This is a genomic window from Pseudomonas sp. QD4, from assembly GCF_049199125.1.
Classification (GTDB): Bacteria; Pseudomonadota; Gammaproteobacteria; order Pseudomonadales; family Pseudomonadaceae; genus Aquipseudomonas.
Genome location: NZ_JBLZOM010000002.1, coordinates 1,283,167 through 1,298,523, shown reverse-complemented (window position 1 = coordinate 1,298,523; position 15,357 = coordinate 1,283,167). Strand labels below are relative to the sequence as shown.

The 15,357-nt window shown below is 63.9% G+C and carries 16 protein-coding genes; 3 read left to right on the top strand and 13 right to left on the bottom strand.

Features of this window, described 5'->3' with window-relative positions:
- The first annotated feature begins 52 nt into the window (after nucleotides 1–52).
- Both ACOZJV_RS16940 and ACOZJV_RS16935 read left to right on the top strand, forming a co-directional pair.
- A complete protein-coding gene (locus tag ACOZJV_RS16940; protein WP_078469725.1) occupies nucleotides 53–514 on the top strand; it encodes a GNAT family N-acetyltransferase in 462 nt (153 codons plus the stop codon).
- A 63-nt stretch (nucleotides 515–577) separates the two neighbouring features.
- Nucleotides 578–1,606, top strand: a complete 1,029-nt coding sequence (locus ACOZJV_RS16935) for a hypothetical protein (protein ID WP_421548078.1) — start codon at nucleotides 578–580, stop codon at nucleotides 1,604–1,606.
- A gap of 9 nt (nucleotides 1,607–1,615) precedes the next feature.
- On the opposite strand, the gene ACOZJV_RS16930 is transcribed toward ACOZJV_RS16935, so the two are convergent.
- From ACOZJV_RS16930 to ACOZJV_RS16915, 4 genes are all read right to left on the bottom strand, one after another.
- Nucleotides 1,616–2,194: an SMI1/KNR4 family protein gene (locus ACOZJV_RS16930; RefSeq protein ID WP_421548077.1), complete on the bottom strand. Its 579-nt coding sequence runs from the start codon at nucleotides 2,192–2,194 to the stop codon at nucleotides 1,616–1,618.
- A 26-nt stretch (nucleotides 2,195–2,220) separates the two neighbouring features.
- The gene (locus tag ACOZJV_RS16925; protein WP_421548076.1) at nucleotides 2,221–2,688 is read right to left on the bottom strand and encodes a hypothetical protein; all 468 of its coding nucleotides are present in this window, start codon (nucleotides 2,686–2,688) and stop codon (nucleotides 2,221–2,223) included.
- A gap of 32 nt (nucleotides 2,689–2,720) precedes the next feature.
- On the bottom strand, nucleotides 2,721–3,488 hold the full coding sequence (locus tag ACOZJV_RS16920; protein WP_153050197.1) for a hypothetical protein: 768 nt from the start codon (nucleotides 3,486–3,488) through the stop codon (nucleotides 2,721–2,723).
- Nucleotides 3,489–3,567: 79 nt separating this feature from the next.
- Nucleotides 3,568–5,247 carry a M24 family metallopeptidase gene (locus ACOZJV_RS16915; protein WP_421548075.1) on the bottom strand — a complete coding sequence of 560 codons (1,680 nt, stop codon included), beginning with the start codon at nucleotides 5,245–5,247 and terminating at the stop codon, nucleotides 3,568–3,570.
- Between the two features lie 76 nt (nucleotides 5,248–5,323).
- On the opposite strand from ACOZJV_RS16915, the gene ACOZJV_RS16910 reads away from it, so the two are divergent.
- Nucleotides 5,324–6,811 (top strand): PLP-dependent aminotransferase family protein, encoded by a 1,488-nt coding sequence (locus ACOZJV_RS16910; RefSeq protein ID WP_421548074.1) that lies wholly within the window; start codon nucleotides 5,324–5,326, stop codon nucleotides 6,809–6,811.
- Nucleotides 6,812–6,871: 60 nt separating this feature from the next.
- Here ACOZJV_RS16910 and ACOZJV_RS16905 read toward each other — a convergent pair whose 3' ends face one another.
- The 9 genes from ACOZJV_RS16905 to ACOZJV_RS16865 all read right to left on the bottom strand — a co-directional run bounded on the left by ACOZJV_RS16905 (nucleotide 6,872) and on the right by ACOZJV_RS16865 (nucleotide 15,351).
- Nucleotides 6,872–7,303, bottom strand: a complete 432-nt coding sequence (locus ACOZJV_RS16905; RefSeq protein WP_020299956.1) for a hypothetical protein — start codon at nucleotides 7,301–7,303, stop codon at nucleotides 6,872–6,874.
- 77 nt (nucleotides 7,304–7,380) lie between these two features.
- Nucleotides 7,381–9,018, bottom strand: coding sequence for a phytoene desaturase family protein (locus tag ACOZJV_RS16900; RefSeq protein WP_201129389.1), 1,638 nt, complete (start codon nucleotides 9,016–9,018; stop codon nucleotides 7,381–7,383).
- Nucleotides 9,019–9,039: 21 nt separating this feature from the next.
- A complete protein-coding gene (gene fdxA / locus ACOZJV_RS16895; RefSeq protein ID WP_020299954.1) occupies nucleotides 9,040–9,411 on the bottom strand; it encodes a ferredoxin FdxA in 372 nt (123 codons plus the stop codon).
- 44 nt (nucleotides 9,412–9,455) lie between these two features.
- Nucleotides 9,456–10,961, bottom strand: a complete 1,506-nt coding sequence (locus ACOZJV_RS16890; RefSeq protein ID WP_421548073.1) for a phytoene desaturase family protein — start codon at nucleotides 10,959–10,961, stop codon at nucleotides 9,456–9,458.
- Nucleotides 10,962–11,000: 39 nt separating this feature from the next.
- Nucleotides 11,001–11,756: an SDR family NAD(P)-dependent oxidoreductase gene (locus ACOZJV_RS16885; protein ID WP_020299952.1), complete on the bottom strand. Its 756-nt coding sequence runs from the start codon at nucleotides 11,754–11,756 to the stop codon at nucleotides 11,001–11,003.
- A gap of 36 nt (nucleotides 11,757–11,792) precedes the next feature.
- A complete protein-coding gene (locus ACOZJV_RS16880) occupies nucleotides 11,793–12,632 on the bottom strand; it encodes an alpha/beta hydrolase (protein WP_201129390.1) in 840 nt (279 codons plus the stop codon).
- On the bottom strand, nucleotides 12,629–14,152 hold the full coding sequence (locus tag ACOZJV_RS16875; protein WP_421548072.1) for a phytoene desaturase family protein: 1,524 nt from the start codon (nucleotides 14,150–14,152) through the stop codon (nucleotides 12,629–12,631). Before ACOZJV_RS16875 ends, ACOZJV_RS16880 begins: the two co-directional genes overlap by 4 nt.
- The gene (locus ACOZJV_RS16870; protein ID WP_421548071.1) at nucleotides 14,149–15,048 is read right to left on the bottom strand and encodes a diiron oxygenase; all 900 of its coding nucleotides are present in this window, start codon (nucleotides 15,046–15,048) and stop codon (nucleotides 14,149–14,151) included. The genes ACOZJV_RS16875 and ACOZJV_RS16870 overlap by 4 nt, the downstream gene beginning before the upstream one ends.
- 36 nt (nucleotides 15,049–15,084) lie before the next feature.
- Entirely contained in the window at nucleotides 15,085–15,351 is a 267-nt protein-coding gene (locus ACOZJV_RS16865; protein WP_078469736.1) for a phosphopantetheine-binding protein, read from the bottom strand.
- Nucleotides 15,352–15,357 lie beyond the last annotated feature (6 nt).

The window sequence follows — 15,357 nt, the reverse complement described above, 5'->3', positions numbered from 1 at the left end:
CGCTTGGATTATGCTGAGCAGTCAAGTGTGCGGTTTCATAGCGGGAGAAGTTATGCCGTGTCTGATTCGATTGGCCCGTGACAGCGATGCACCTGGAGTCAGCCAGGTGATTCTTGCAGCGTTGCTCGGCAGCAACGCCCAGGACTATCCGCCCAGTGTCATCGCCCGGGTCCAGCAGAGTTTCACTCCGGCCGCGGTGGCCGAACTGATGAAGAAGCGCCAGATGTTCGTGGCCTTGATCGGCGGCGTCCCGGTCGGCACCGCCAGCCTCGACGGGCGCGCCGTGCGCTCGGTCTTCGTCGACCCTAGGATGCACAAGCGCGGCATCGGGCGGCACCTGATGTTCGTGGTCGAGCGCGCGGCCCGCGAGGCCGGGGTGACGGTGCTGGCAGTGCCGTCATCGTTGACCGCCCAGGCCTTCTACGCGCGGCTTGGCTACCAGGTGGTGCGCGAGATCGAGGACGACGGCGAGCGCACCATCGTCATGGAACGCGAGCTGTCCCCTGAGCCGTGAACGCGGGGCGAGTTGTGTGGCCGAAGCCTGTATTCTTTTCGCGCCACTGACGAAGGACCGCACATGTCCAACAACCGACTGTATGACGTAACCCACCTCGACCTGGAACCCCTGGTTCGCTCCCGACTGGATGACGACCAGTTGGACCAGGTCATCGTGCAGTTCTACCGCTCCGATCAGTACGACGCCGCGCTGCTGACCCAACTGGATGCGCTGTGCAAAGAGTACGGTCGGCGGATCAACGTCCGTTTTTACTCCCATTACCCGAATGATGCGTTCGACTGCGCCAACCTGCGCCTGCTGCCCCATGTCTGCTCGTTGACCCTGGACTGCGAAGAGACCCGCGGCGACCTTGGCGCGCTGGCGGGCCTGGCCGCGCTGACGGAGTTCGGGCTGCAAATCCGCATCGGCAATACGCCCGATATCCTCGGCTTGCCCAACCTGGGCCAACTGCAGGAGCTGCATGTCTCCCAGGACAAAGGCCCGCCGCTGGACCTGGCGCCGATTGCCCGCATGCCCGGGCTGAAGAACCTTTCAATCAGCGCGCAAAGCCACAACCTGCGGGTGTTGGCCGAGCATTCGGGGATCACCCGGCTGGCCTTGCACCGGTTGCCGGCCAAGACCTCGCTGGAGATGGTCAGCCCGATGCGCGGCCTGCGGCAATTGTCGGTGAGTTTTGGCAGCCGCGAGGCCATGCCGGAGTTGCACCACCAGCAACTCGACAGCCTGGAAGTGCTGCGGGTGCGGGGGCTGGCCGAGCTGGACCTGGGGCGCTTTGCGGCACTGAAAAAGCTCTACGTGGCCGATCAGGCGCAGCTCTCGCAGCTGGCGTTGGAGCGGGCGCCGCTGCTTGAGCAACTGCACCTGGACAACCTCACGGGCCTGACCGGGCTTACGGGGCTGGCCGCCTCCCGGTTGACCCAGTTGCGCCTGATCAAGACCCCGGGGCTGGACCTGCTGGCGCTGATCCAGCAGCCCCTGCCACCGGCCCTGAGCAGCCTGGCGCTGTGGACCGGCAAGCGCAAGATCGATGCCCTGATCGACGCCGAGCAGCAGCGCCTGGGGCTGGCGAAGGCGCGCGGGGTGTTCTGAGGTCGCCTGCTAGACCTCGCAGAGCATGCCGTCCGTGAGGTCGAGAGTGCCGTTGGCCAACCCCCTGGCGACATGCTCGATCAGCCCCTCGACCCCGGGCGCTACCAGGCTGCGATAGGTCTCGTCATGGAAGTAGGCGAGCACTTGGCCGGGCTGCCCGCCGGGTGCCGGGTCAAGGTCGACGCACAGATAATCGCCGCCGCCATTGGCCATGATCGGCAGCCATTGCGGCCACCACCAGGTCGGGCGAATTCCGGCATCCACCTGCATCGGCTCGTGGTCGGGGTCTTCTTCGTTGACCCCGCCCGGGAAGAACTCGTTGAGGAAGGCCGCGCGATCCACCACCTCGCTCAAGGGCATCCAGGCAAAAGCATCCAGCAGCGTGGCGGCGCCTTCGGTCTGGCCGTCGGCGATGGCATAAAGCGCGCGCAGCATGGGCGGCAGAGACAGTCCAAGCTGGCGTTCAGCCTCGGCCATCTCTGCCTCTGATGCGCCGGGCCGGAACATCGGCGGCAGGTCTGGCGCGTGTTGCGCAACCCAATGGGCGATGGCGGCCAGGGTCTGGGCGTGGGAGTGGGTAGCGCTCATGGGGTCAGCCTCAAAGGGGAGTGCACTCAGGTTTCTGGTTGATCGTCTTCCTGGCAGAACTGGGCAAAATCAACGCAGCCCTCAGGCACTGATGGATGGACCTGGACGTCCTCCAGCAGTTGCGCAAAACGCGCCCGTGAAATCAGCCCCAGGGCTTTACGCTCGGCGTCTTCGAGCTGCATTGTGCGGCTCAGCCAACCGAGGACCTGGCAGCTGGGTTGGCGCGCCAGGGACGCCAGCAGCGCCCCTTCATAGGCCGCAATGGCCTGGGCTTCGATCAGCATCCCGAACGGTCCGGGGCCGCCGTAATCCAGTTCCGGATAGGTTTCGACCAAGGCCAGGATCTGCTCCAGTACCTGCGGGTAGTCATGCAGGCGCAGGGCGTCGAGGTGCTGGTAGGCACAGTCGATGACGATCCATTTATCGCCCTGGGCGCGTGATTGTTCGGCGGCCTCGGCCAGGGTGGTGAAAATCGAATTCAAGGCTGTGTTCATGTTCAATCGCCTAGCGGTTGAAAAGGGTAGGGTCAGGCTATCGCCGCGACAAACACCGGGAGGATATGGCGCGTCGCCTCGGGCGTGTGGATCTGCCTCGGCAGTTCGTGCCAGTCGGCATACAGGCGCTGGGCGATGTCTTCGACCTGCTCGGTGCGCCGGGTCTTGCGCCCGAAGGGCAGGCGGCCGTGGCTTTGCGAGACCAGGCTGAAGCGCAACTGGCGCACCTGGGCGTCGTGCCAGCAGTAGAACAGCATCGCGCTTCGGCCCAGGCTGGCGCGGCGGGCTTCGAGGATGGCATTGATAAAGCCACCGATGCCGGCCACGGTGATGCCCGGGGTCTGCTCGTCGGTGGGCGAAAACCGCCACAGGTTGCTCTGGGCTTCGTGGTTGATGTGCTCCGGATCGATCACCACCTCATCATCCCGGGCCAGGTCGAGCCACTGTTGCAGCACTTCGGCCCCGTCCAGCCGGTAGTAGTCGGTGCGGATGCGGGCCATGGCGTGGGCCACGGGCTCGGGGTTCCAGGCGGTGATTTCTTCCTGAAGGCGTGCATTCCACAGGCAGATGACGTCGATATCAGGGTCCAGCTGCACCGCGAACGCCGAAGGCCCGGTGCCGCAAACGGCCCAGACATCCGGCAGTTCACCGTTGCGGAAAAACCGCACCTGGCCTGTCAGTGAGGGGAAGTGCCGATACAGCTCGGCAAACAACGTTTCACCGAAGCCGCTGTAGCGAGCCAGGGCCTGCTGCTCGCTTTCGGCCTGGTAAGACACTGCCGGGTTTAATAGATCGTGCATCCTGCACCGGGTGTAGATAGGGGGCAGCAAGCTTATCAGAGGCCGAACCGACACCGGTACAGGGCGCGGCGCTCCCGGCTCACGGGGTCGGGCGGGCCTCGCCGATCAGGATGTCCTCGAAGAACGCACCGACGGCTTCGGTGGGATGGCAGAGCTGAATTTCCAGGACCCAGACCATCTCGCTCGGTACGATTTCCAGCTCGGCCAGTTTTTTATTGCCGAACAGGGCGTGGGGGAAGTCGGCGATGCGGTGCCCGGCCAGGTTTCGTTCCAGCATCCAGCCCTTCGCCGCCGCGCTGCGCTCCGCGAAATCGTAGAGCCCGCGACCGGTCAGCCCCCGCTGCCAGGCCTCGCGGGTTTCGTCGAAGACCTCATGCAAGGCCGTGACGCACGCCCGGTGCAGCGGGTGCTCGCCGAACACGAAAGTGTCGCCATAGTCGCCTTCATAGCCGTCCCACACCGGGCCGAGATCGACCACGGCGATATCGGTCGCGCGCAGCTGGCGCAGGGGGTCGATGCCCTCCCGTGGCGAGCGAATGGTGTCTTCGCCGAAGCGGATATAGGTCGGGTGCCACGTGTGGGATGCGCCCATCCGGGTCAGTTGCCGGTTGGCCATATCAATGGCTTCGGCGGTGGTCATGCCGACCCGCAGTTGGCTGGCGATCAAGGCCAGGGCGCGAACCGATTGTTCGCGGGCGGCCAGCATGCCGTCCAGGGAATAGCGCGGGCCGACCTTCTCCCACACGGGATCCAGAGGCTTGAATGTCGACACCGGGGCTGGCACGCCGTTGGGCACAAAGGCTTCCGCGACAAAGCGGTGTGGCGCCAGGCCGGCAGCCAGGCATTGCGCGCTGACCTGGCTGATCATTGTGCTGTTGCCGCAGGCATAGACCTGGGCCTCTGCCCAGGGATGCCCATGGCCGAGTGCGACCTGTTGCACCCGGGCTTGCGCCGCCAGCACCGGGTGCCAGGCAAACCCCGGGTGCTCGACGCCGGCCCGGTCGAGGAAGTCGCGGTCGTAAAAATCCGCCGGGCCTGAGCCGCCCCAGTACAGCGTCAGCCTGGCTCCCCGGGCCAGGGCATTGAGCAGGATCGGCTTGACCCCGGCATAGCCGGTGCCGGTGGCGAACAGGACGACCGGACGATCATCATCGTGCTGCCAGGTACAGGCGCCGAACGGGCCTTCCAGGGTCAGGGTCTGGCCAATCTCCAGGGTCGGCAGGATGCCCTCGGAAAACCACCCGCCGCGAACCTGGCGAATATGAAAGACCAGTTGCCCCTGATCCTCGGCCGGGAGGTTGGCGATCGAGTAGCAGCGGCTGTGGTCCTCCCCCAGACGAAACTTCAGGTACTGCCCGGGCCTGACGTCAAGGGGCTCCCGGGTGCCCGGCTGCAGCACCAGTTCGATGACGTCGGCGCTCAAGGCACGAAGGCTCAGCACTCGGGCGTCGATCGCCAGGGTCGGGGTGTCCAGGGACCAGCCGGGGATCTCCAGGCGCATGTCCGCGCAGGCATGGCTCTGGCACAAAAGCAGTTCATCGGCCGCCAGGGGGAAGGAGGCAGGCGCACCATTCGCAGCCTGGGGCGTGGCGCGGTATTGCCCGCTTATCACCTTGACCTTGCACGACCCGCACGCCCCGCGGCGGCATGAGAACGGCACCGGCAAGCCGCTGGCGAGCATGGCGTCGAGCAGCAGCTCATCCCCGGCGTCAAAGGTTTTCCCCGATGGCGACACTTCAATGACATGGCGTTGGTTCATAAGGACCTCGGGTAAGTGAGGCCTGATTGTTGCGCTAGACTAGGACCATTAGAACCTCCAGATTTGGATATTTCAGATGGTCCAGATGCGTAAATGGCGCCCCTTGCTGCAACTTGAGGGGAGCGAGTCCCAGGCGTCTTACCGGCGGATTGTCGACGGCCTGGTCAAGGCCATCGTCGACGGACGCCTGACCCCCGGGACGCTGCTGCCCGGGACACGGGAAATGGCGCAGCTGCTCGACGTCAATCGCAAGACCGTGATCCTGGCCTATGAAGAAGCCATCACCAAGGGCTGGCTGGTCAGCGAGCCGCGCCGCGGCACCTTCGTCAACGCGCAATTGGCCGCCCAGCCCAGCGCCCGCAGTGCCCAGCCGTCTTTCGCCCTGGAACTGCTGGCGCACCCCGCGGTGGCGTATTTCACCCAGGGCGACCAGGTGCCGGCCTTGCAGCATCGGCCCGGCACACTGTTCATCGATAACGGTGCGTGCGACCACCGCCTGCTGCCTCAAGCCGTATTGCACCGCTACTATCGCAACGCGCTGCGCAGCAGTTTCGCCTCCAATACCGTGCGTCACGGCAGCGAGCAAACCAGCCATCACCTGCGCCGCGCGCTGGCCGACATGCTGCGCCACAATCGCGGCCTGGCCGTTGGCGCCGAGCATATCTGCCTGACCCAGGGCACCCAGATGTCGCTGTACCTGACCGCCAGCGCGCTGCTCAAACCCGGCGACGTGGTGCTGGTGGAGCGCCTGAGTTATCCACCGGCGTGGGAGATCTTTCGCAAGCTGGGGGCGCAACTGGTGACCCTGGACCTGGACAGCGAAGGCTGCCGGGTCGATCAGATTGACGCGCTGTGCCGGGTGCACAAGGTGCGGATGATCTACCTCACGCCCCATCACCAGTTTCCCACCACCGTCAGCCTGCACGCCGGACGCCGGCAACAATTGCTGGCATTGGCCAGGCGCCATGATTTTTGTGTGATCGAGGAAGATTACGACCACGAGTACCACTTTGCCGGGCGGCCATACCTGCCCCTGGCTAGCGACAGCACGCAGCGCCACGTGATCTACATCGGCTCGCTGTCCAAGGCCCTGGGGTCGACCTTCCGTTGCAGCTATGTGGTGGCGCCCACCAATGTCATCGAGGTGCTGGAGCGACATGCTGCGCTGACCCTGGGCCAGGGGGATGCGGTCATGCAGCGGATGCTCGCGGACCTGATCAATGACGGTGAACTGAAGAAGCACCTGCGCCGGGTTTCGAAGGAGTATCTGCGGCGCCGGGAAACCCTGCACAGTGGCCTGCTGGATGGGTTTGGCGAGCGGATTTCAGTTCGGGAGCCGGAAGGCGGGCTGGCGCTGTGGGTCGGTTTCGAGGCGGAAATCGATGTCGATCAACTGGTAAAAAAGGCCCTGGAATATGGCCTGGTGGTGCGCAACGGTCGCCAGTTTTCGCCGCTGGATCAACCGGAGAATGCCTTGCGCATAGGCTTCGCCTCGCTCAATCGGGAGGAAATCCGGCTGGCCACAGCGCGTCTGGTGCAGGCGGCAGCTGCCATCGCCCGCTAGGCAATGCAGGTTCAGCCGCTGCCGAGAGCGGGCTGCAGCGCGCCGCTGCAGGACTGTGGCCTAGGCCAGTGATCCCCAGACCTGCACCAGGCCGAACAGGTGCACCAGGCCATAGACCAGGCACACCACCGAGCTGACCACCACGAAGCGCACGCTGCGCCCGGTGCCGACCAGGGTGAAGGGCCCCAACAGGCCGCGCAGCAGGTAGACCAGGGTGATCGCGCACAGTGCCGGGCGCAGCAGGGGCAGGGGCTCGATGACGCCGGCCGCGGACAGGGCATACGCCGCCCATGCGCCGAGCACCAGGGCAATCCCCGCCGTGACCAGCGCCGGAAACCAGCGCCCGGCCTGGGCTGCCCGCACAAAGCGTTCGCCCGCGCCAAACAGGCGATACCAGGAAGGCCCGCCCACTATTACCCCGACATGCATCAGCGCCGCCAGCAGGCTGAGCCCGGCGCCGATCACCAGTGCCATGTTGTATTCGTTTGTCATGCCATCGCTCCTTGAGGCCCGAGGGCCACGCTGAGCCCCGAGGCGTTGCTTCACCAGGGCTCAGGGTAGCCACCTGATCAGTTGGTTGCCGCTTCGGCGCGGGTGCCGACGTCCATCACCTGGTAACGCACGTGACGCCCGCACACCGCCGCGGCCGCTTCCACACCGCCGGTCATGGCGCCAAAGATGCCGTGCCCGGTACGGGTGGAGGCGCCGCACAGGTACAGGTTGCGGATTTCGGTCTTGGCCCCCGGCCGGTTGTGCAGGAAGTACTCCGGGGTAAAGGCCAGGCCGTAGGAGGTGCCGCCTTCGGAGCCGATAAAGCGCGTCACCGAGAACGGGGTCGAGACCTCCTGATACACAATGTGCGCCGACATGTTCGGAATCACCCGCTCCGCCAAGGCAATCAGCTGGCGCGCGTAGCGGTCTTTCTTCGCCAGGTAGGCCGGGTTGGTGCGGTAGCTGCCATCGTCCAGCTCAGCCTGGGTCACGCCCCAACTGTGGGGGGTGGAGGGCACGACCGACATCAGTTGCAGGTTGTAGATGCCTGGCGGGGCGATGGCCGGGTTGTCCGGGTCTTTCATCGTCGCGTTGCCGATGAACAGATGGGGCTCGTCGGGGAACTCGCCGGCGAACACGTCGCGGTAGGCCTTCTCGTAGTCGTAGCCGGGGTAGAGGCGGTAGTTGGTGTTCTTCAGGCCCATGGCCTTGAGGTCCATGTCGATGCCCAGGTAGACCACGCCCATGGCCGGTGACATTTCGAATTGCTCGGCGCGGCGCACGGTCTGCGGCTTGAGGTGTTCACGGCCGATCAGGCCCAGCAGGGACTGCTTGAGGTCGGCATTGCAGATCACCGAGTCGGCCTTGACCACCCGCTTGCCCAGGTGCTTGTTGCTGAACTCGACGCCCACCGCGCGACCATTCTCGATCAGGATGCGTTCGACTTTGGAGCGCAACAGGATCTTGCCGCCCTTGCGCTCGACCACTTCGCCGAGCTTGTCGGAGAACACCTGGCCGCCGCCCGAAGGGTAGTAGGAGCCCTGCAGGAAGTGGTTGACCACCGCGGCATGGCCGGCCATGGTCGCGCGGCTTGGCGGCTGGTGATAGACCCCCAGTTGCCCGGTCAGCACCGCCCGCAGGCGTTGGTTCTGGGTACAGGTGTCGAGGAACTGCTCCACTGTCGATTTGGCATGGCGCATCAGCATCCACGAGCGTGGCAGCACCCACAGCGCGGTCAGCGGCCGCGAGTGGATGCCCATGAAGTCCCAGACCTGCTGCAGCATCTTGAAGTAGCGGTTGATCCCCGCCCGTTCCTCGGGAAAGGCCTCCAGCAGCTTCTCGCGAAAGCGTTCATAACCACGGGGCACCGCGAACTCGAAGGCGGGGAAGCACAGGGTCTCGAAGCCCTCCGGGTCCTGCTCGATAAACTTGATTTCACCGTCATTGATCCCGGCGCCGCGCAGGATTCGCGGAATCAGGCCGTGCTTGCCGCAGTCCCCGATGTAGTGCAGGCCGACATCGAACTCGTAGTCCTTGCCCTTGCGGTGGAACACCGTGGCGCAGCCGCCCATTTCATAGTGCATGTCGAGCACCAGCACCTGTTTGCCGCGATTGGCCAGGGTTGCCGCCGCCGTCAGGCCACCGATGCCGGCGCCGACCACGATCACGTCAAAGGTGTCGCTCTCTAGGGTTTTGAATCGATCAAAGCTTTGCATGGGATAGGTTCCAGTCGCACATCAGGCATGGGCTAGGTGGTGGTCGCGGGTCGGGTCGACCGCCTCGGCCTCACGTATCAGGTGGGGCAGCTTGTTCGGCTGGCGGCTCCAGTGTTCGTGGTTGGCCAGGGGCGGGATCCGTTGCAGGATCACCGGCCAGTGCTGGACCAGCTCGGCATTAAGTTCGATGAAATGCCGGTTGCTGTCATCGAGCTGGTTCTCCGGCTGGATCGCTTCCTCGGGGCACTCCGGCAGGCACAGGCCACAGTCGACGCACTCCTGGGGGTTGATGGCGATAAAGTTCGGCCCTAGGTGGAAAGCATCCGCGGGGCAGATATCGACGCAGCTGGTATGGCGGCATTGAATGCAGTTGTCAGTCACTACGTAGGTCATGGTGTGTCTCGTAAAAGTCGGGTTTGACAGGGGGAGGGCGCCACTCAGAAGTAGCGGTCGACCAACAACCGCGCCGACAGCATCGTTCCGATGAAGCCTGCGCCCGGGAAGGTCCAGGCCCCGACCTGGTACAGCCCCTTGACCGGGTATTTCTGCGGGAAACGGTTGAACAGGCCGGATTGCCGGGTGTTCTGCTCGAAGCCGTAGATCGCGCCCGCCGGGTTATGGGTGAACTTGGTCATGGTCCGGGGCGAGCCGCTCTCGCAGACCTCGATGTGCTGCCTCAGGCCGGGAATGACCCGTTCGGCGTTGGCGATCAGCAGTTCGGTGAGTTCCTGCTTCTTGCGCCGGTAGTCGAGCTTGTCCAGGGACAGCCACTCCTTGGCGCCCGTCAGGGTGAACAGGCCCAGGCTCGACTTGCCGGCCGGGACCATCGACGGATCGACGTTGGAGAAGTAGTTGATCGACCAACTGGTGTTGTCGCCATGCAGCTCGCCGGCCTGGATGTGCTCGAACTGTTCGCTCTGGGTTTTCTCCGGGGCGAAGAAGTGGATGTACTCCTCGGGGCCCACGCCCAACTCGCTGAGCGGGCAATCGAGCCCCAGGTAGACCTGGAACCCGGACACCGACAACTTGAGCCGGCGCAGGCGCGAGCGGTACTTGGCGTCGAAGTGCTGTTCGCCGGCCAGGGCCACCACCGCATGGGGTGAAATATTGGCCACCACATTGCGCGTCTTGACCCGGCCGGACTTGCGCGTTACCACGCCGTTGATGCGCCCGCGCTCGATCACGATCTGGTTCACCGCCGACTCCAGTTCGACCCGGCCACCGTGCTGCTCGATCACTTCCACCAGGGCATTGGACAGGGCCTGGGAGCCGCCCTTGATCGAGTAGCCGCCGTTTTCCAGGTAGTCGATAAAGGGGTAGGAAAAGTAGCCGAACGCCAGGTCCTTGGCCGGCAGGCCGTAGTAGCTCCACTGCGCCGACAGCACTTCCTTCAGGCGTTCGTTGGTGGTGAAGCGCGAGAAGTAGTGGTCCACGGTTTCGTGGCCATACTTGAGCACCCGCGGATAGACCAGGGGCGTGGCCATCAGCCTCATCCAGAACGGTTTGCGCGAATACAGGAAGCCGCACAGGTCCTTGTAGTTGCGCTGGGACTCGGCGAACAGGCGATTGATGTTGTCGACTTCCTCGGGAAAGAAGCGGAACAACTCGCGCTTGTAGCCTTCCAGGTCGCGGTGCCCGACGGTGATGTCGACGTCCTGCGAGCGATAGCGGTACAGGGTCGGGTGATGCAGAAACTCGACCTTGTCCGCCACGCCGCAGGCCTCGATTACATTGAACGACTCGGCGCCACGCACCACGCCGTCGAACGAGTGCAGGGACACATCGAAGTTGAAATCCTTGCGCCGGAAATTGCTGGCATAACCGCCGGGTACATTGTGTTTTTCCACCACCAGTACCTTCTGGCCGCGTTGCGCCATCAGGCTGGCACTCGCCAGCGCGCCAAGGCCCGCGCCGACGAAAACGGTATCGTATTCTTGACTCATTACATCTCCAGGCTCTGCGGCCGGATCGGGACAGCTCAATCAGACCGTCAGGCCGCCGTCGATTACGAATGTCTGGCCGGTGATGTAGTCGGCCTGGTTCGACAGCAGGAAGCTGGCCAGGGCCGCCACTTCACGCACTTCACCGAAGCGCTTGAGGGGAATGGTGTCGGTGATCGATTTGCGCACCGGGTCGGCGATCTGCTCGACCATTTCGGTGGCAATGAACCCCGGGGCGATGGCGTTGACGTTGATCTTGAAGCGCGCCAGTTCCAGGGCCATGGTCTTGGTGATGCCGATCATCGCCGCCTTGGTCGCCGAGTAACTCAACTGCCCCTTGTTGCCCTTGAAGCCACTGACCGAGGACATGTGCAGGATCTTGCCGCGCCGCTCGGCCGCCATGGCCGGCGCCAGGCATTTACTGAAATACACCGCCGAATCGAGGTTGGTCGCGATCACATCGCGATAACGCTCGATGTCGAACTTGAGCAGCAACTGGTCGCCGGTGACCCCCATGTTGTTGATCAAGCCGTAGGGCTCGCCGAGGGTTTCCACCAGCTGTGCGCACACCGCCTCGACCGACCCATGATCGCGGCCGTCACAGGCGTGGCCGTGGGCCAGACCACCGCTGGCCGCCACTTCCTGCTCCAGTTGCCGTGCCGAGTCGGCCGAAGACTGGTAGGTGAACGCGACTTGATACCCTTCCCGGGCCAGGGACGAAACCAGTGCGCGGCCAATGCCGCGACTGCCGCCACTGACCAGCACCCATTTACCGTTTGAAGCCTGCTGAACATCCATGATCTACATCCTTTAGCCTGATGGTCCTTGCCGTTGTTACGCGGGCACGACGGGTGTTTTAGCTTCTGCACGGTGGAAGAAATCGAAGATTTCCTCGAAGTAGCGGTCCCGATGCTTCTTGTGGTTTTCCAGATGGCGACAGCCTTCGAAACCGACCAAGTGCAGCGCCGCGCAATCGAGGCTCAGACCCGCGACGCTGGCCGCTGGGATAAAGCGGTCGTCGAGGCCGTAGAAATAGGCGATCGGTAGCCGGCCTACGCCGCGCAACGAGTGGTCGATGGCGCAGGTTCCGGTGGGCACTGCCAGGCGGCTGCCGCTGATCCAGCGCATGGCCAGTCGCAGTGGGCCACGGGTGAAATAGCTGCGCACCGACACCGGCACACTGTCCAGCACCGCCGAGGTGAAGGGCGTGGTATCCCGCGCCAGGGCATGGGACAGGTGATAGCCGCCAAACGAACAGCCCACCAGGTGGATGGGCAGGCCGGGGTTGTCCCGCTGCACCCGTCGGGCAATGGCCAGCACATCGTCGGCAAAGGCGTGGCCGCCGATGGTGCTGCGGCCGAAGCCTTTGAAGTTGAAGGCGACCACGTGATAACCCTGGTCGAGAAACGCCTGGTCCAGCTTGTTCTCGAAGAAGTAATGCATGCCGTACTTGAGGAACGGGTGGCACAACAGCACCACGCCCCGAGGGTGCATGACGGTGGTGCGCAGGGACGCCCCCTCCAGCCGACTGCCGTCGCGCGCGACTTCGACAAAACCTGCCGCGCGACTGGGGACGTCGCGCTTCCAGCCCTGGACCTGGCGGAACATGGTGCGGATGAACAGCTTGGAAATGGCCACACCCAGCCAACCCGTCGATTGCTCGTTTTTGCTCATGCTCGTTTCCATTGTCTGGCCTTCATCTCGGCATAACCGAATGCCGCTTCGTAACTGGGACCCGCCACCCAGGCGCTGAGGAACTGCACGCCCTGCACCGGGAAGCCGTGATGGAAGACATGGCCGCTCAGGTCCGTGCTCACCATCGCGCCATAACCCGAACCGTCGGTGTTGTTGGTGAACCGCACATAGGTGTGGGGCGTGGCCACTTCGGTATGCAGCACATGCCCGCGCAAGCCCGGCACCTGGCTCAACAGACGCTCCACCAGGACGGCGCCGGCGCGCTGTTTCTTGGCCCGGTACTGCTCGGTACGGCGCTGCGGCCAATGAGCGATCGAGTCGAGCACGTTGATGCACACCACCAGGCCCGCAGCCGGGTCCAGGGCGTGATAGTTGGTGACCTCGACCGGCGACATTTCCCAGAAGGCCCGCTCACTGAGCGCCGCCTCATAACCGCTGCGTTCGGCAGCCATGCGCAGCTCGGCGCCGGCGCCCGGGTCTTCGGGGAACAGCATCGACTCGCTGTGCAGCAAGCCCAGGTGCGCCGGTGGCAGGTCGGTCACCAGGTACACGGTGGTGGTCGAGCGGGCCGGTTTCAGCGCGGTGAGTTTCTCCCGCGTGGGGGCCAGCTCCACATCCGCCGCGAACAGCGACTGCACCGCGTAGTGCGGTGAAGCGTTGATGTACACCCGCGGCGAATGGAACACGCCGCGCTTGGTGCTGACCCCCGTGACGCTGCCTTGCCCGTCGGTGAGCACTTGATCGACCGCCGTGCTGAGCAGCACCTGCCCACCGGCCTGCTCGATCCGCTGCGCCAGCAGGTTGGACAGGTGCTGCGATGAGCCCCTGACATAGGCGTTGCCACGGTTGAGGGTGGCGTACACCACATGCAGGTAGTACAGGTAGCCCAGGTCTTCCGAGTAGCCGCCGACGTAGATGCCCGGCGCCGCCAGGATCTCGATCAGGTACGGGTCGTCGAACAGCTCGTGCAGCGCCTGGCGCACGGTCTTCTGCTTCAGGTGGCGATGGGCGAAGCGCAATTGGGCCATGTCCGGCTCAAAGGTGCCTTCCAGCATCTGGAACTGGTAATAGCCGTTGCGCCCGTAAGTCCGAACCTGTTCGAAGAAGGTCGCAATGCCCTCGGCCTGATGGGGAAAGCGCTCCAGCAACTGCTGTTGCGCGTCGTCCACATCGTTGGCCAGGGGCAAGGGTGTGCCGTCCTGGTAAGCGCAGAAGTAGTCTTCGGGATAGACCAGGTCCAGCGTGTCCTCCAGCTCGAGGCTGCGCAGGATGCGGATCAGGTTGCCGCCCTCGGCCATGCCGCTGAGCTTGTGCAGGCTGCAATCGAACACCGCCTCCTGCTTCGGTCGGCTGAACGTGGAGGCATACCCGCCGACGACAATATGCTTGTCGATCACCAGCAGGCGTACCCCAGGGTCACGTTTGACCAGCATGGCCGCACAGGCCAGGCTGGTGATCCCGGCACCGACGAAAATCGCGTCCCAGGACGGCTGGCTCATTGACGCAACCCCAGCTTGTCGACCCAGGCGTAGATCTCGGTGAAACGCACGTCGTTGATCCGGGCGTTGCTGTCCGAGCGCCAGACTTCTTCGATCTTCGCCTTGTCGTCCATCGCGATCGGGAACTCGAACGACGTGTGCCGGGCGATTTCCGGGTTGTAGGTGAACATGTCGATCAGCGCCGGAATGATCCGACGGCTCATGGCTTTCACCTGGGCGATGGATTCCGCGCTCGCCGTTTCAAAGAACGACTCGCTGATCCAGCGACCGAAGGCAATGTGCCGGGCCTCGTCATGGTGATGTTCACGGAACAGGGTCCGGGTCATGGGTTCAATGCCAGGCCCCTGGGAGGTGTGCATAGCGCCCATTTCCGCCACCCACTCGATCAGCAGGGTGAACAGCACGCCCACCGCCGGCTCCATTTTCGGCAGGGTCACGGTCAGCGGTTCGTAGAGCCCTACCGGCGGGTTCCAGATCTCCAGGCCGGCCTTGACCATGAAGCGCTTGAAGGTCAGGGTGTGCACGATCTCCTCCTTGGAGAAGATCATCAGGTACTCCTGCAGGTCCTGGGAGATCCGATCGTGGAACTGGGTGATATAGCCCATGTACAACGACGGAATGGTCTGCTCCAGCCAGATGAACATGGAGATATCACGGCCGGTTTCCAGCCAGGCCAGCTCCAGTTTCTGCGCCTCGCTCAGGCCTTCACAGAAGCGCGTGCCATTGATCCACAGATGATCGGGGTCCTTGGGATAAAGGCTGCGATCGACTTCCTGGTTCCAGGGCAATACGGTCGCGTGGTCCATGGTCTTGTGATGCGAGACCTCACTCAGCTTGCGGACCTTCGATTCCCTTGCCTCTGAAATGGTGAGCACACTATTGGTCAGCGTGGACATTCCCTTGCTCCTAATGGGTAACGGTGGATCTGCCGGTCAGGCAGGTGCGGTGGCCGATTCCTTGACCTCGACCACGAATTCGCACAGCTGGCGCAACGTGGCGATCTGGCGGCTGGCGAACGAGTCGGGATCCAGCGCCACGCCGATCTTCTTCTGCACCACAAGCTGCATCTCGACGAAGTCCAGGCTGTCGAACGCCATCGATTCGATCTGGGTATCGAGGGTCACATCGTTTTCGTCGACGTCCTTGAGTTCCAGAATGAGGTCACGAACAACGGCAAATACTTTCTCTACGGTGGTCATTGCACA

Bases quoted from the DNA above. Each gene is read 5' to 3' on its own strand.
- ACOZJV_RS16890 (WP_421548073.1), bottom strand. From the start codon at position 10,961: ATGAGTCAAGAATACGATACCGTTTTCGTCGGCGCGGGCCTTGGCGCG.
- ACOZJV_RS16915 (WP_421548075.1), bottom strand. From the start codon at position 5,247: ATGAACCAACGCCATGTCATTGAAGTGTCGCCATCGGGGAAAACCTTT.
- ACOZJV_RS16910 (WP_421548074.1), top strand. From the start codon at position 5,324: ATGGTCCAGATGCGTAAATGGCGCCCCTTGCTGCAACTTGAGGGGAGC.
- ACOZJV_RS16875 (WP_421548072.1), bottom strand. From the start codon at position 14,152: ATGAGCCAGCCGTCCTGGGACGCGATTTTCGTCGGTGCCGGGATCACC.
- ACOZJV_RS16935 (WP_421548078.1), top strand. From the start codon at position 578: ATGTCCAACAACCGACTGTATGACGTAACCCACCTCGACCTGGAACCC.
- ACOZJV_RS16940 (WP_078469725.1), top strand. From the start codon at position 53: ATGCCGTGTCTGATTCGATTGGCCCGTGACAGCGATGCACCTGGAGTC.
- ACOZJV_RS16905 (WP_020299956.1), bottom strand. From the start codon at position 7,303: ATGACAAACGAATACAACATGGCACTGGTGATCGGCGCCGGGCTCAGC.
- ACOZJV_RS16920 (WP_153050197.1), bottom strand. From the start codon at position 3,488: ATGCACGATCTATTAAACCCGGCAGTGTCTTACCAGGCCGAAAGCGAG.
- ACOZJV_RS16925 (WP_421548076.1), bottom strand. From the start codon at position 2,688: ATGAACACAGCCTTGAATTCGATTTTCACCACCCTGGCCGAGGCCGCC.
- ACOZJV_RS16865 (WP_078469736.1), bottom strand. From the start codon at position 15,351: ATGACCACCGTAGAGAAAGTATTTGCCGTTGTTCGTGACCTCATTCTG.
- ACOZJV_RS16930 (WP_421548077.1), bottom strand. From the start codon at position 2,194: ATGAGCGCTACCCACTCCCACGCCCAGACCCTGGCCGCCATCGCCCAT.
- ACOZJV_RS16870 (WP_421548071.1), bottom strand. From the start codon at position 15,048: ATGTCCACGCTGACCAATAGTGTGCTCACCATTTCAGAGGCAAGGGAA.
- ACOZJV_RS16885 (WP_020299952.1), bottom strand. From the start codon at position 11,756: ATGGATGTTCAGCAGGCTTCAAACGGTAAATGGGTGCTGGTCAGTGGC.
- ACOZJV_RS16900 (WP_201129389.1), bottom strand. From the start codon at position 9,018: ATGCAAAGCTTTGATCGATTCAAAACCCTAGAGAGCGACACCTTTGAC.
- ACOZJV_RS16880 (WP_201129390.1), bottom strand. From the start codon at position 12,632: ATGAGCAAAAACGAGCAATCGACGGGTTGGCTGGGTGTGGCCATTTCC.
- fdxA (WP_020299954.1), bottom strand. From the start codon at position 9,411: ATGACCTACGTAGTGACTGACAACTGCATTCAATGCCGCCATACCAGC.